Source organism: Nitratireductor sp. OM-1 (genome assembly GCF_003296175.1).
Classification (GTDB): Bacteria; Pseudomonadota; Alphaproteobacteria; order Rhizobiales; family Rhizobiaceae; genus Nitratireductor; species Nitratireductor aquimarinus.
In genome coordinates, this window is record NZ_CP029208.1 from 283,826 (window position 1) to 299,139 (window position 15,314).

Genomic DNA, 15,314 nt, shown 5'->3' on the forward strand with positions numbered 1-15,314 from the left:
TTGAATCGCGGAAGCGCTCTCATTCACTGTCTTTGCGCAATTCCGGGCGGAAAACCGGTTCCCACTTTTCCTGGAATTGCTCTAGTGATCCATCGCCTTGACAATGTCTTCGGTCATCTTCTTGGCGTCGCCCAGAAGCATCATCGTGCCGTCCTTGTAGAACAGCGTGTTGTCGATGCCGGCATAGCCGGAGCCGAGCGAGCGCTTGACGAAGAGACAGGTGCGCGCCTTGTCCACATCGAGGATCGGCATGCCGTAGATCGGCGAGGTCTTGTCGTCACGCGCGGCCGGGTTGGTCACGTCGTTCGCGCCGATGACATAGGCAACGTCTGCCTGAGCGAACTCGGAGTTGATGTCTTCGAGCTCGAACACCTCGTCATAAGGCACCTGGGCCTCTGCGAGCAGAACGTTCATGTGACCGGGCATGCGGCCTGCAACCGGGTGAATGGCGTATTTCACCTCGACACCGGCTTCCTTCAGCTTGTCGGCCAGCTCACGCAGCGCATGCTGCGCCTGGGCGACGGCCATGCCGTAACCGGGCACGATGATGACCTTCTGCGCATTGGCCATCAGGTAGGCGGCATCGTCTGCCGAACCCTGCTTGACCGTGCGCTCGATGCCATCGTCTGCAGCCGCTGCCGTCTCGCCGCCGAAGCCGCCGAGAATGACCGAGATGAAGGAGCGGTTCATGCCCTTACACATGATGTAGGACAGGATCGCACCGGAAGAGCCAACCAGCGCGCCGGTGATGATGAGCGCGAGGTTGCCGAGCGTGAAGCCGATGCCCGCTGCGGCCCAACCCGAATAGGAGTTGAGCATGGACACGACAACCGGCATGTCTGCGCCGCCGATCGGGATGATGATGAGCACACCGAGCACGAGCGAGGCGATCACGATCAGCCAGAAGATCGAGGTGCTCTGGGTGGTGACGAGCAGCACGATCAGAACGACCAGCGCGATTGCCAGACCTGCATTCACCACATGGCGCATGGGCAGGAGGATCGGCTTGCCGGACATGCGGCCATCGAGCTTCAGGAAGGCGATGATGGAGCCGGTGAAGGTGATCGCGCCGATGGCGACGCCCAGCGACATCTCGACCAGCGCCTGCGCGTGGATCGCGCCCAGCGTGCCGATGCCGAAGCTTTCCGGCGCGTAGAGCGCTGCGGCGGCAACCATCACGGCGGCCAGACCGACCAGCGAGTGGAAGGCGGCCACGAGCTGCGGCATCGCGGTCATGGCGATGCGCTTGGCGATCACCGCGCCGATGCCGCCGCCGATGGCGAGGCCGAGCACGATGAGCACGAACCCGCCAAAGGAGGGCGTTGCGTAGAGCAGCGTGGTGCCGATGGCGATGGCCATGCCGACCATGCCGTAGACATTGCCCTGACGGCTGGTGGTGGGATGCGACAGGCCCCTCAGCGCGAGGATGAAGAGAATGCCGGAAACGAGGTAGAGGAAGGATGCAAGATTGGCGCTCACGTCACTTGTCCTTCTTCTTGTACATGGCCAGCATGCGGCTGGTCACGAGGAAGCCGCCGAAGATGTTCACCGACGCCAGGATGAGTGCGATGAAGCCGAAGCCCGTGGCAAGTCCGGAAGCGGAGATGCCCACGGCGAGCAGCGCACCGACCACGATCACCGAGGAGATCGCGTTGGTGACCGACATCAGCGGCGTGTGCAGCGCCGGCGTCACCGACCAGACAACGTAATAGCCGACGAAAATCGCCAGCACGAAGATCGCGAAGCGGAAGACGAACGGGTCGATCGCCCCGCCGGATGCGGCATGCGCGAGTGCGCTGGCTGCATCGGCGACTTCGGCCGACTGCATGCTTTCAACGGCGGCGCGAACGCTCGCCCCGGCGCTGTCGAGCTGGTCGAGCGCCTTTTCTAGTGCGGTTGGTTCCATCAGGATTCTCCCCCCGATTTGGCTGCGGCAGGCTTGTCGGCAGCGCTGGACGCGCCAGCTGGCTTATCTGCCGTTTTCTGAGCCGCTGTTTTCTGGGCCGCTGTTTTCTTCGTCGCCGCGCCTGCTGCAGCCTTGGCTGCGGGCTTGCGCGCAGGCGTCTTGCGGGCCGGGGCCTTCCTGGGCGCGGCCGCCTTGGCCACCGGCTTCACGGTGTCGACGAAATTGGGATGAACCACCTTGCCGTCATGGGTGAGCATGGTGGCCTTCACCAGCTCGTCTTCCATGTCGACGGCGAGCTCCTTCTTCTCCTTGTCGACCATGGTCTCAAGGAAGGTGTAGAGGTTCTTCGCGTAGAGCAGCGAGGCGGAAGCGGCCACGCGGCCCGGCACGTTGAGGTGGCCGACGATCTTCACGCCATTGGCCGTGGTGACGACCTCACCCGCCTTCGCGCCTTCCACATTGCCGCCACGCTCGACCGCCAGATCGACGATGATGGAGCCCGGCTTCATGGACTTGACCATGTCGGTGCTGACGAGGCGCGGCGCGGGCCGGCCCGGAATGAGCGCCGTGGTGATGACGATGTCCTGCTTGGCGATGTGCTCGGCGACGAGTTCGGCCTGGGCCTTCTTCTCTTCATCCGTCAGCTCGCGGGCATAACCGCCATCACCGGAGGCATCCTTCAGCGCCTCGGTCATGATGAACTTCGCGCCAAGCGACTGGACCTGCTCGCCCGCAGCCGCACGAACGTCGGTGGCGGTGACGACAGCGCCCAGACGGCGCGCGGTTGCGATGGCCTGAAGGCCGGCAACACCAGCACCCATGACGAACACCTTGGCAGCCGGAACGGTGCCGGCGGCGGTCATCATCATCGGCAGCGCACGATCATACTCGGCGGCTGCGTCGATCACCGCGCGGTAACCGGCAAGGTTGGCCTGCGAGGACAGGACGTCCATGGACTGGGCGCGCGTGATGCGCGGCATGAACTCCATGGCAAAGGCGGTGACGCCCGCAGCAGCCATGGCCGCAACGTCGCCCTCATTGCCGTAAGGGTCCATGCTGGCGAGAACCAGCGCGCCTTTTTTGTAGGTTTTGACTTCGGCCGGCGTCGGACGCCGCAGCTTCAGAACGACATCGGCTTTCGAGGCATCGGATGCCTTGCCGATTTTCGCTCCGGCTTTTTCAAATTCACTATCGACAATACGCGACTGCTCGCCTGCGTTCTTCTCGACGACAATGTCGAAACCCAGTCCAGCAAGCCGTTTGACCGTTTCAGGAGAGATCGCAACGCGACCTTCCGTAACGTCAACTTCTTTAGGCACAAATATGCTTTGTCCCACCGTCATATCCTTTCGGTTGGACCGTCCTCCCGGTCACGGAGCTGCGGCGGCAGCCCCGTTTGTTGTAGCGGATGGCTGCTTCAGGGCAGCAGCCAGACACCCAGCGCAGTGATGAGGATGAAGAGAACGGTGCTGGAGAAAAAGCCAGCAGGGGTGAAGAAACCAAAAGCCATGGCCACCAGAATGGCGACGATCACCAGGCTTGAATATTTGATGACGGCCAGGAAGAGATTGTAGGTCTTCTCGTGCTCGGCGTAGTCCATTTCTGCGCCCGTTTCGGCCGGTCCGGCCGGCATATTCTCTGCCATCACAAAAACCCCATCGGAATAGAATTGGTCTTGGGAGATAGCGAAAAGATGGCGCAAGGGCAATGGGAGGATTGCCCGTTAAACAGCCAGATGCGCTTTCAAACGGTTTGGGAGAACCGTTTTGGCCCAATCGGTACGCTTTTTGGAACAAATCGTCGGCACACCGCCGCAATGGAGGCGTGCAATCTCACTGCCAGATGAGAAAAGCCGGCCCGGGCGTCAGGAAAGCCAGCGCTTGCGCCGCTTGTAGTGCTTCACATTACGGAAGGAACGCCGTCCCTCGCCGCCGACGCCAAGGTAGAACTCCTTCACGTCTTCGTTTTCGCGCAGGGCCCTGGCCTCGCCATCCAGCACCACGCGTCCCGATTCCAGAATGTAACCGTATTTTGCATAGCGCAGCGCCACATTGGTGTTCTGCTCGGCCAGCAGGAACGACACGCCCTGCTCTTCATTGAGCTGTTTGACGATCTCGAAAATCTCTTCGACCAGCTGCGGCGCGAGCCCCATGGAGGGTTCGTCAAGCAGGATCATCTTCGGGCGCGACATCAGCGCCCGGCCAATCGCCGTCATCTGTTGCTCGCCGCCCGATGTGTAACCGGCCTGCGAGTTGCGCCGCTCCCTGAGGCGCGGGAAATAAGTGTAGACGAGTTCGAGGTCCTCGCGGATCGCCGCCTGCCCGTCGCGACGGGTGAAAGCGCCCGTCAGGAGATTGTCCTCGACCGAGAGATGGCCGAAACAGTGCCGCCCTTCCATGACCTGAATGCAGCCCCGGCGCACCAGATCATTGGGCGAGAGGTTCTGCACCTCATCGCCACCGAACAGGATGGACCCCTTGGTCACCTCCCCACGCTCTGCGTGAAGCAGGTTGGAGATCGCCTTCAGCGTCGTGGTCTTGCCGGCGCCATTGGCCCCCAGAAGGGCCGTGATGCCGCCGCGCGGCACCGAGAGCGAAACGCCCTTCAAGACCAGAATGACGTGATCGTAGATCACCTCGATATTGTTGACTTCAAGGATCTGCTCTGCGGCTTCTGCCGGTGATGCTGGCGCTGTGGTCGTCATGCTTGCATGTCCTGTTTGAGCGGATCGCCGCTCCCCGTCGGGGCATTGAAGGGGAGCGGCGGCAGAAGGTGCTACATCTTGCACTCTTCATTGACCGGCCAGGGCGCGTTCGCCTCGGCATACTCCTTGGCCTTTTCAAGCTCGAGCGGCTCGATCTCGGCGCGGTCGGGCGTCAGGAGGTCGGACGCCTTGACGAACTTTGCGCCGTCCCACTGCAGCATCCAGCCGCCGCCATGGCCCGTGTGGTTGGAGCAGGAGGTGCTGAAGGGCACGAGCATGCCATCCGCGCCCAGCTCTTTCAGGCGGGCTTCATCCAGATTGATGTTCTCCAGCCCCCAGCGCAGCTGCTCCGGGCTCGGCGTGCGAACGTCGAACTCTTCCTGAGCGGCCTTGATGCCTTCGACCAGGATCACGGAGATCATCAGACCGCGCTGATAGAACACGGAGTCGAACTCGCCCTCGGACTGGTTGATCTGTGACTTGCCGGCATCGACGACATATTTCTTGATGTCGGCCATCAGCGGCGCTTCAGAATTCGGCACACTCCACGAGATGGAGCGATACCCCTTGCCCTGTTCGCCAACCAGTTTCAGGTCGCCATCATGGCCGGACCACCAGACGCCGACGAACTGATCCATCGGATATTTCGTCTTCACGGCTTCGGTGATGGCGCCGGCGTTCATCGCACCCCAGCCCCACATGACCACGAAATCCGGACGCTCACGGCGGATCTGCAGCCACTGCGCCGACTGGTTCTGCATCTCGGTCAGACCGACCGGGATCGGCACCAGTTCGAAGCCATGCTTCTCGGCCAGCACTTCAAGCAGCGGAATGGGCTCCTTGCCGAAGGGGTGATCGAGGTGCAGGAAGGCGATCTTCTTGTCCTTGAGACTGTCGAGATTGCCGTCGGAAATGTTCTTCAGGATCATCGACGCGCCATCCCAGTAGGAAGATGGCGGGTTGTAGGCCCACTGGAACACCTTGCCGTCGGCCATCGGCGAGAAGCCGTAGCCGGGAGCCAAAATCGGGATCTTGTCGACATTCGATTTCGGCAGAACCTGAAGCGTAATGCCCGTGGACCAGGGCTGCGTGACCACGGCCCGCGCCTTGGTCTTTTCGTAGCACTCGACGCCCTTTTCGGTGTTGTAGCCGGTCTCGCACTCGTCATATTCGAGTTTGACGCCGTTCAGCCCGCCATCACGCTCGTTGAGCAGGGTGATGTAATCGCGCTGACCGTTCATCAGCGGCGTGCCGGTGGCCGCAAACGGGCCTGTGCGGTAGGCCAGGTTCGGAATGTAGATGCTATCGTCCTGCGCCATGGCAGGCCCGGCAATGCCAACGCCCATCATGAGCGCCGACGACAGGATCGCAGTTTTGAGCATTCTCTTCATACTGTCTCCTCCACTTGTTCCGTTCTTCAAAAGGAAGGGGCGAACAATCCCCGTTTGATGCCCCCTGCCCGCCTAGTGCGGGAAGGGCCAAAGAATGAACTTTTCGCGGATCATGGCCCAGAAACGCGCCAGACCGTGCGGTTCGATGATCAGGAAGGCGATGATGAGCGCGCCGATGATCATGATGTTCAGGTGCTCGACCATGGCGGAATCGACCGGAATGCCGAAGGCCCCCGGCACGCTGCTGATGATGACCGGCAGCGCCACGATGAGGATCGCGCCGAGGAAATTGCCGAGGATCGAGCCAAGCCCGCCAATGATGGCGATGAACAGCACACGGAACGAGAGCGGAATGTCGAACAGGTTCGCTTCCGCCGCGCCGCGCCACAGGAACACGAACAGCGCCCCGGCAATGCCCACCACATAGGACGACACGAAGAAGGCCATCAGTTTGGTGCGCATCAGGTTGATGCCCACGAGCTCGGCGGCGATGTCCATGTCGCGCACCGCCTTCCACATGCGCCCGATGCGGCCGCGCGTGATGTTGATGGCGAAGAAGGTGATCGCGCAGACCACGCACAGAACGAAATAGTACTGCGCCATGGCCGTGGCGCGCGGCCCCGCGACCGTGATGCCGAACAGATCGATATTGGGCACCTGGATCGCGCCGGAGGCGTTGTAATTGTAGAGCCAGGCCCATTTCTGAAACAGCCAGACAAGGAAGAACTGCGCCGCCAGCGTGGCGATGGCCAGATAGAAGCCCTTGATGCGCAGCGATGGCAGGCCGAACAGCACGCCAATGGCCGCCGAGAAGAAGCCCGACAGCGCGATCGCCACGACGATGTTCATCTCCGGGAAGATGGAGACGAGCTTGTAGCAGGCATAGGCGCCCACGCCCATGAATGCGCCGGTGCCGAGCGACAGCTGCCCCGCATAGCCGGTGAGGATGTTGAGGCCGAGGGCTGCCAGCGAATAGATGAGCACCGGGATCAGGAGTGCGCGAAAGGCGAACTCGCTTGCGGTGAACGGAAAGATGACGAAGGCGAAGATCAGGATGACGCCGAGCAGGATCGCATCCTGACGCACCGGAAACAGCGCGTGATCGGCTTCGTAGCTGGTCTTGAACTGGCCTGCTGTGCGGTAAAACATGGATTACACCCGCTCGATGATTTTTTCGCCAAACAGCCCCTGCGGGCGGAAGAGAAGCACGAACAGCGCCAGCATGTAGGCGAACCACGCTTCGGTGTTGCCGCCGAGCAGCGGCTGGCCCCAGTAGATCTCGAAGACCTTTTCCAGAATGCCGATGGCCAGCCCGCCGATGATCGCGCCCATCACGCTTTCCAGACCGCCGAGCATGAGCACCGGCAGCGCCTTGAAGGCGATGACCTCCAGCGCGAAGGACACACCGGCCCGCGCGCCCCAGACAATGCCCGTGGCGAGCGCGATCACACCGGCGATGAACCAGACGATCACCCAGATGGTGGAGAGCGAAATGCCGACGGACAGCGCGGCCTGATGGTCATCGCCAAGCGCGCGGATGGCCCGGCCGATCTTGGATTTGTTAAGGAAGACCAGAAGAGCCGCCACGAGAACCATGGCTCCGATGACCGCCGTCAAATCCTTTTCCTCTATGGAGACGAAGCCGCCAAACGGCTCGAACACGATGCTGCCGGTCGGGATGAAGAGCTGCTCGGTGATCATCACCTTGTTCTCGCCGCCGAAGATCAGTTCGCCGAAGCCGATCAAAAACAGGGTGATGCCGATGGTCGCCATGAACAGGATGATGTCGGGCTGGTTGACCAGCGGCCGAAGCACCACGCGCTCGATGGTCATCGCAAGGATCAGCATGACGACGAGCGTGAGCGGCAGCGCCAACAGGGCGGGAACGCCCTTTTCATAGAGGCCCACCAGCGTCAGCGCGGCGAACACAACCATGATGCCTTGCGCGAAGTTGAAGATGCGCGAGGATTTGTAGATCAGCACGAAGCCGAGCGCGATCAGCGCGTAAAGCACCCCGCCGACGAGCCCTTCCCAGAGCACCTGAAGCAGGAAATCGGGAGCCGCGGCCATATCGGCGAAGGGCTGCACCAGAACATCGTTCAAGAATTCCATACGTTCCTCCCCTCGCCGCCTAGTGCGGGACGCCCAGATAGGCGTCGATCACGTTCTGATTGTTTTTCACCTCGTCAGGCGGGCCGTCGGCGATCTTCTTGCCGTAATCGAGCACCACCACGCGGTCGGACAGGTCCATGACCACGCCCATATCGTGCTCGATCAGCGCAATCGTGGTGCCGCGCTGCTGGTTCACGTCGATGATGAACCGGCTCATGTCTTCCTTTTCCTCAAGGTTCATGCCCGCCATGGGCTCGTCGAGGAGAAGAAGGGTCGGCTCCATGGCGAGTGCGCGGCCGAGCTCGACACGCTTTTGCAGGCCATAGGGCAGCTTGCCCACCGGTGTGCGGCGAATGTGCTGGATCTCCAGAAAGTCGATGATTTCCTCGACCTTCTCGCGATGCTCGATCTCTTCGCGCAGCGCAGGCCCGTGCCAGAGCATCTGCCAGCCAATGTTGCGCTTCATCCTGACCGAACGCCCGGCCATGATGTTGTCGAGCGTCGACATGCCCTTGAAGAGAGCGACGTTCTGGAAGGTGCGGGCGATGCCCTGCCCCACCGCCTGATGCGGCTTCATGGAGCGGCGCTCCTTGCCGCGAAAGATGATGGTGCCTTCCTGCGGCGTGTAGAAACCGTTGATGACGTTGAGCATCGAGGTCTTGCCGGCGCCATTGGGACCGATGATGGCGCGGATCTCGCCCTTCAAAACGTTCAGCGAGATGTCTGTGATCGCCTTCACGCCGCCGAAGGAAAGCGAGACATTCTTCACGTCGAGAAGCACACCGCCCCTGGCGATGCCGTCATCGGGCGCGGTGAGCTCATTGGGATCGGGGCGCGGGTTCATTCGGCAGCCTCCCGGACATTTTCGGCCGGAACCTCATGGATCCCGGCATCGACGATCTTGACCGTCGCGCGGATGACGCCCTTGCGGCCATCCTCGTAAGTGACCTGGGTTTCCACGAACTTTTCCGTCGAGCCATCGTAAAGCGCCTCGATCAGCTCGCCGTAACGCTCGGCGATGAACTTGCGGCGCACTTTCTGGGTGCGGGTCAGTTCGCCGTCATCGGCATCCAGCTCCTTGTGCAGGACGAGGAAGCGCTTGACTTGCGAGGCCGCCATCAGGGGCTCGCGGGCGAGCCTGCGATTGGCTTCGTTCACATGCGCGGCGATGGTCTCATAGACGCGCGGATGCCCGGCCAGTTCCTGATAGGACGCGTAGGCGATGTTGTTGCGTTCGGCCCAGTTGCCGACCGCCTGCAGGTCAATGTTGATGAAGGCCGCGCAGAATTCGCGCCCATGGCCGAACGCCACCGCTTCCTGAATGTCGGGGAAGAATTTTAGCGTGTTCTCGATGTATTTCGGCGCAAACAGCGCGCCCGAGGCGAGCTTGCCGACATCCTTGGCCCGGTCGATGATCTTGAGCTGGCCGTCGGTGTCGAAGAAGCCGGCATCGCCGGTGTGCACCCAGCCATCCTCGGTCTTGGTTTCGCGGGTTGCCTCGTCGTTTTTGTAGTAGCCGACGAAAACGCCCGGCGAGCGATACATCACCTCACCGCTCTCAGCGATGCGAATTTCCACCTCGGGCGATGGCAGCCCCACCGTGTCGGGACGGATCTTTCCGTCTTCCTGTGCGGTGATGTAGACGGTGGCTTCGGTCTGACCGTAGAGCTGTTTCAGGTTCAGCCCGAGCGAGCGGTAGAAGGAGAAAAGCTCCGGTCCGATGGCCTCACCGGCCGTATAGCCGACCCGCATGTTCGAAAAGCCCATGCGGTTTTTCAGCGGGCCATAGACCATGAATTCGCCGAGCCGGTATTTCAGCCGGTCCACGAGCCCGACCTGCTCGCCATTCAGAATGCGCTCACCGACCTTAGCGGCATGGGCGAGGAAATAGTCGAACATGCCCTTCTTGAGCTTTCCGGCATCTTCCATCCGCACCATGATCGAGGTCAGCATTGCCTCGAAGACACGCGGCGGCGCGAAGAAATAGGTCGGCGCGATCTCGCGGCGGTCCTCGTTCACCGTTTCCGGGCTTTCGGGACAGGCAACGCAGAAGCCCGCCGTGTAGGACTGGGCGTAGGAGAACAGGTGATCGCCCACCCATGCCAGCGGCAGATAGGCGATGATCGTCTCGTTCTCGGTCAGATTGTCGAAGGCGTTGCCGTTGATGGCCGACCGCACGAAATTGTCGTTCGACAGCATCACGCCCTTGGGGCGGCCGGTGGTGCCGGAGGTGTAGAGAATGACCGACAGGTCATCCCCGCGCCCCTTCCCGATCTCGGCCAGCCAGCCGGCATTCGCCTCGGGCTCCCCGGCGAAGCGGCGCATGCCCGTTTCGCGCACATCGTCATAGGCATGAAGATGGGTGTGGTCGTAATCCCTGAGGCCGCGCTCCTCGTCATAGACGATCTCGGTCAGCAGCGGCACCTCGTCCGAGATGGAGAGAACCTTGTCGACCTGCTCCTGATCCTCGACCACGGCGAAGGTGACCTCGGCATGGTTGAGCACATAGGCCATCTCTTCCGCCACGGAATCGGCATAGACCGGCACGGGAACCGCGCCCAGAGACTGGGCGGCGGCAAAGGTCCAGTAGAGCCTTGGCCGGTTGGAGCCGATGACGGCGATCTTGTCGCCGCGCTTCAGGCCGATTTTCTGAAGGCCGAGCGCGAAAGCCCGCACCTCCTCAAGCTGTTCTGCCCAGGTCCAGCTCTGCCAGATGCCATAGTCCTTGAAACGCATGGACGGCCGGTCGCGGAACCGCTCGGCGTTCAAGAGCAGATATTTGGCGAACGTATCCTTAGACGCGTCTGTATGCGCCAAGTCGCTTACCTCCCACTGTCAGCGGTAGATCCGCTGTTGTTCCGGTTCCTCCCCGAACCGGACTATTGATTGGGTTGAGGGTTCCACGAAACCCGCAGCCATTCAACACGCCCCTTGACAGACACCGCACCAGTTTGTCTTTATACTGGAGGAAGTCTATGCGCAGGCGGCAGTATTTCCGAAGCGCGAAAAGCATCTTTCAGACCAAAGTCTAAAGCTGATCTTGGAGCCGGACGGCGCGCGCCTTTGCGCCTGCTGAACAGGCCCGAACGATGCTGCCCATCGGTCGATCAGCATCTTCCCGTCCGGCATTTTCCCGTCAGGAATCGTAGCGGCTCAGCGCCTCGGCATCGACAACCGTGATGCGCCCGTGCTCGGCCTTGAGAAGCCCCTCGTCTTCCAACTCGTGCAGGGCGCGATTGACCACCTGGCGCGAAACGCCGGCCAGAAGGCCCAGTTCCTCCTGGCTGATCTCGATGGCGTTGCCGGCGCGCGGATAGAGCGTTCGATTGAAGAACCACGACAGATTGCGCGCCACACGGGCGTTCGGCCCGAGAATGCGGTCATATTCGATGGTGGCGATGAACTGGCCCATGCGCTCGTTGAGCTGGCGCACGAGGAAGCGATTGAAGCCGGTGCTGTTTTCAAACAGCCACATGAAGGTCGGGCGCGACAGCATGGTGAGCCGCGTGTCGCGGATGGCGACCACGTCATACTGGCGCGGTTCGCCCTTGAGCACCGACCCTTCGCCGAACCAGCCGCCATCGGTCACGCCGGCAAAGGTCATTGCCTTGCCGGCAGCCGAAATCGCACTGATCTTGATGAGCCCCTCGGCGACGCCGGTCCAGTGGTCCAGCCGGTCACCGCGGTGACAGATATAGCTTCCCTTGGAAAACAGGCGTTCCGTCAGGCCGCGCCGCGCACGCTCCAGCTCGTCGTCGCTCAGTTCGACAGACCAGATGGCATCCGCTGCAATGTCCTTTTTGATGCTCATGTCTTTTCGATAACCCGCCTGCCGGCGAGCGACAAGAAGCGATCCCGGCGAATGGCAAATAGATCAGGCAGCGTCGAGCAGATATTTCGCGGTCGGGAGAACGGTCAGCGGCGCCACATGGCCGGGCGCCGGGCGCTCAAAAAGGAGCCGCTGTTCGGATTTCGTCGACAGGAAGAAGGGAAAACGCTCGACAATCGGGCCGAATTCCTTGGAGCAGATGCCGCCAAAGAGCATCAGGGGAATGCTGATCGGCGGGTATGCGCGCTCCGGGCTCATCTGACGCGCGCCAAAGATGCGGCGGTAGAAGGCCGTGTGTTCCTGACGGATCAGACAGGCGCAATAGGTTGAATGAAAATACTCATAGGCAGCAATGACCAGACGCAGCGACACATAGGGTAACGCCCGGTATTCGCGCGCGATGTCCGGATCGGCCGCAAGCATGCTCGGATTGATACAGGTTTCGCCGTCATCGATATGCGGCAACATGATATCGCCAAACCCCTTGGTGACGGGGCCAAGCGGATTGTCATGGTCGATCTGGTGCAGACGCACAGTGCTGACCAGACGCTTGTCTATGTAAACAGCGAAATTGTAGCAGTTGGGAAGATCGTCCAGATCATCCTTCACGATCTGCCGCTCCGACTCCGGCACGAAACCATGCGCATGATAGGAGCGATAGCGAAGGTGAAAGATCTCTTCCCGATCTTCGCTCGTATCGCAACGGCGATACTCCGTGCGCTCCAGAAGCGCCATCACGCCATCGATGAAGCTTGAAGACTTTCTTTCCGTTTCACGGACGAAACGCTCCGCCCCCGGTTTTAGGCCGACCAGGCCGGTACTCGTGACCATTGCCGCATGCCCCACGTCGACTTTTACAACCTCTCGTACATTACAAGCGTAAACCCCTCACGGTTTATGTAAAGCTGAAATTCGTACGAATTATATTTAGGTTTTATTAACCTTAACAAAAGCTTTTCGGGCAAACGCCATTGCAAAGCAAAGAATCACGCCTTGTCAGACAGATGCGCGGTTGGTGCCGGAAGGGGAATGGGCGGGGAAGGACTGCTTCACTTCCGCCATGGTCTCGATGCCGGAAGCCGTAAGCGCTGCACCGAACAGGAAACCCTGTAAAAGATCGGGTTTCACATGGCTTTCGAGCAGCCGGAGCTGGTCGAAACGCTCGACGCCTTCGACGGTCACATCGAGGCCGAGCTTGCGCGACAGGTCCACAACGCCCTGAAGCAGGTGAAGCGAACGCTCGCCCTCCTTCAGATTGGCAACGAAGCTGCCGTCGATCTTGACCTTGTCGAGCGGTAAGGTGTGCAAATAGCTGAGCGAGGAATAGCCGGTGCCGAAATCATCGAGCGCGATCCGCACGCCAAGCTTCTTGAGCGTGTTGATGTAGCGCACCGTGGCTTCCGTATCATTCAGAAGCGCGGTCTCTGTCACCTCGATTTCGAGGCGCGACGGATGCAGCCCTGCCCTCTCGAGCGCGCGCTCCACCTTGCCGATGACGTCACTGGAACGAAAATCCTTGGCCGACAGGTTGACCGAAACGCCCACATGTTCGGGCCATGTCACGCATTCCTTGCAGGCCGCTTCCAGCACGATGGTGCTGATTTCGGAGATCAGCCCCATTTCCTCGGCAAGCGGAATGAAGATGGCCGGCGACACGAGACCAAGATCCGGGTGATCCCAGCGGCACAGCGCCTCGCAGCTTGCGATCCGCATCGTGTGGGCGTCCACGATCGGCTGGTAGACAACCCGCAGGCTGCGGGCCTCAATGGCGCTTCTGAGGTCGGCCTTCATCACCTGGCGATTGCGGAAGGCAACATCCATTTCCGTCTCGAACAGGCTCCAGCCGTTCTTACCGAGCTCCTTGGCCTTGTAGAGCGCAAGGTCGGCCTTGACGATCATGGAATCCACATCGCTGGAGCGAACGGGAACAACCACGGCGCCACCGCTCGACTGGATGCGCATCGCGTGGCCGGCAACATCGACTTCACCACTGAGCGACGAGAAGATCTGCTCGAACTGACGGGCGAACTCGGCCTCGTCTTCCACCTGGTTGAAATAGAGCATGAACTCATCGCCGCCAAAGCGGCTGATGCGCACATTGGCGCTCTCAAAAGCGGAAAGCCGCTCCGCCATGGCGTAGATCAGCCCGTCGCCAACCGGATGACCCAGCGTGTCGTTCACCGTCTTGAAATCGTCGAGGTCGAGAACGGCCAGACCGCACAGGCGGTCCTGATCGCCCGCAGCCATGGCCTCGGAAACCTTTTCATGGAAATAGGCCCGGTTGGGCAGGCTGGTGAGGCTGTCATAGCGCGCCATGAAGCGGATCTTCTCTTCCGCCTCCACACGGCTTGTCACCTCTTCGAAGGTGAGCACACCGACCTCGTCATGGCCTTCGCGCGCGGCGAACTCGAAGTGACGGCCATTGGTCATCCGCAGCAGAACCTTTCGGTTGCGCCCCTCGCGCAGGGCCTTCGAAAGGTGCTCCTCGGCATAATCGTAATCACGCTGGGACAGGAGACCGCTCGCCACGCCGCGCATCAGCAGCGATTTGAGCGTGCGGCCAAGCATCTGCTCCGGTGATTTGAAGCCCAGCATTTCGGCGGCCTGGGTATTGCTAACCACCACCCGCTCCTCATTGTTCAGCATGAGAAGGCCGTGGTGCATGGTGTTCAGCGCCCGGTCGAAACGCTGCGCCAGGCGCGTGGAGCGCTTTTCCTCGCTGATCGCCGTGAACAGCACGGTGCGCACCAGATCGGCCATCTTGGTGACCACCAGCATGAAGGGCGCGATGAAAAGGCCAAGCGCGAAATGATAGAAATCGCCCTTCAGCATCAGGCCGAGCGCCATCGGGAAGACGATGGTGAGCGTCAGGATCGACACCATTTTGTGGGAGCCGTAATTGCGCCCGGCAATGGTGATTGTGCCGCTCAGAATGGCGGAAACGGCGGCGAGTTCACTGAAATTGTCGCTCGACCAGACGATCGCGAAGAAGCCGAACGCACCGACCACAAGGCCGTGCAGGCTGCCCCACCAGAGATAACGGTTCTCCCAGGCGAGCGCCGAGGGGTAATCAGAGATCAGATCGTGATCGACGCGCGTGATCTTGAAGTAGCGCCACAGTCCGGCGGCAAACATGGCCGGTCCGAAGAACAGATGCGCGGCCTGGCCGGTTTTATAGTAGAGGAGAAGCGCAATCAGGCCATAGCAAGCCGCGCCTACGGGCAGTACTCCGACGTCCTGAAACAACGAACGGATGTACCCAACGTAGACGTCTTCCGGTATGCTGTTCTTAGAGTTTTTCACTGCATGAGCCCGATTGACGGTCCCATTTGTGACACAACAGCATTAAGAAAAGTTTATCCGGCTTTTCAC

At 60.9% G+C, this 15,314-nt stretch carries 13 protein-coding genes; all 13 read right to left on the minus strand.

The window, feature by feature from the left end; genetic code table 11:
- Window positions 1-81: 81 nt before the first annotated feature.
- On the minus strand, window positions 82-1,479 hold the full coding sequence (locus tag DEJ54_RS01290; protein WP_113152967.1) for an NAD(P)(+) transhydrogenase (Re/Si-specific) subunit beta: 1,398 nt from the start codon (window positions 1,477-1,479) through the stop codon (window positions 82-84).
- A 1-nt stretch (window position 1,480) separates the two neighbouring features.
- Window positions 1,481-1,906 (minus strand): proton-translocating transhydrogenase family protein, encoded by a 426-nt coding sequence (locus DEJ54_RS01295; protein ID WP_113152968.1) that lies wholly within the window; start codon window positions 1,904-1,906, stop codon window positions 1,481-1,483.
- Window positions 1,906-3,243, minus strand: a complete 1,338-nt coding sequence (locus tag DEJ54_RS01300; protein WP_113156011.1) for a Re/Si-specific NAD(P)(+) transhydrogenase subunit alpha — start codon at window positions 3,241-3,243, stop codon at window positions 1,906-1,908. The genes DEJ54_RS01295 and DEJ54_RS01300 overlap by 1 nt, the downstream gene beginning before the upstream one ends.
- Before the next feature lie 80 nt (window positions 3,244-3,323).
- A complete protein-coding gene (locus tag DEJ54_RS01305) occupies window positions 3,324-3,551 on the minus strand; it encodes an aa3-type cytochrome c oxidase subunit IV (protein ID WP_113156012.1) in 228 nt (75 codons plus the stop codon).
- Between the two features lie 219 nt (window positions 3,552-3,770).
- The gene (locus DEJ54_RS01310) at window positions 3,771-4,610 is read right to left on the minus strand and encodes an ABC transporter ATP-binding protein (RefSeq protein WP_113152969.1); all 840 of its coding nucleotides are present in this window, start codon (window positions 4,608-4,610) and stop codon (window positions 3,771-3,773) included.
- Between the two features lie 71 nt (window positions 4,611-4,681).
- Complete coding sequence (locus tag DEJ54_RS01315) at window positions 4,682-6,001, minus strand: ABC transporter substrate-binding protein (RefSeq protein ID WP_113152970.1); 1,320 nt, start codon at window positions 5,999-6,001, stop codon at window positions 4,682-4,684.
- Window positions 6,002-6,073: 72 nt separating this feature from the next.
- On the minus strand, window positions 6,074-7,150 hold the full coding sequence (locus tag DEJ54_RS01320) for a branched-chain amino acid ABC transporter permease (RefSeq protein WP_113152971.1): 1,077 nt from the start codon (window positions 7,148-7,150) through the stop codon (window positions 6,074-6,076).
- Window positions 7,151-7,153: 3 nt separating this feature from the next.
- Window positions 7,154-8,113, minus strand: a complete 960-nt coding sequence (locus tag DEJ54_RS01325) for a branched-chain amino acid ABC transporter permease (RefSeq protein WP_113152972.1) — start codon at window positions 8,111-8,113, stop codon at window positions 7,154-7,156.
- Window positions 8,114-8,132: 19 nt separating this feature from the next.
- Entirely contained in the window at window positions 8,133-8,957 is an 825-nt protein-coding gene (locus DEJ54_RS01330; RefSeq protein WP_113152973.1) for an ABC transporter ATP-binding protein, read from the minus strand.
- Window positions 8,954-10,930: an AMP-binding protein gene (locus DEJ54_RS01335; protein ID WP_113152974.1), complete on the minus strand. Its 1,977-nt coding sequence runs from the start codon at window positions 10,928-10,930 to the stop codon at window positions 8,954-8,956. Before DEJ54_RS01335 ends, DEJ54_RS01330 begins: the two co-directional genes overlap by 4 nt.
- A gap of 319 nt (window positions 10,931-11,249) precedes the next feature.
- Window positions 11,250-11,924 (minus strand): Crp/Fnr family transcriptional regulator, encoded by a 675-nt coding sequence (locus DEJ54_RS01340; RefSeq protein ID WP_113152975.1) that lies wholly within the window; start codon window positions 11,922-11,924, stop codon window positions 11,250-11,252.
- Window positions 11,925-11,987: 63 nt separating this feature from the next.
- Window positions 11,988-12,773, minus strand: a complete 786-nt coding sequence (locus DEJ54_RS01345; RefSeq protein WP_204360839.1) for a hypothetical protein — start codon at window positions 12,771-12,773, stop codon at window positions 11,988-11,990.
- Between the two features lie 165 nt (window positions 12,774-12,938).
- Entirely contained in the window at window positions 12,939-15,245 is a 2,307-nt protein-coding gene (locus DEJ54_RS01350) for a bifunctional diguanylate cyclase/phosphodiesterase (RefSeq protein WP_113152976.1), read from the minus strand.
- Window positions 15,246-15,314 lie beyond the last annotated feature (69 nt).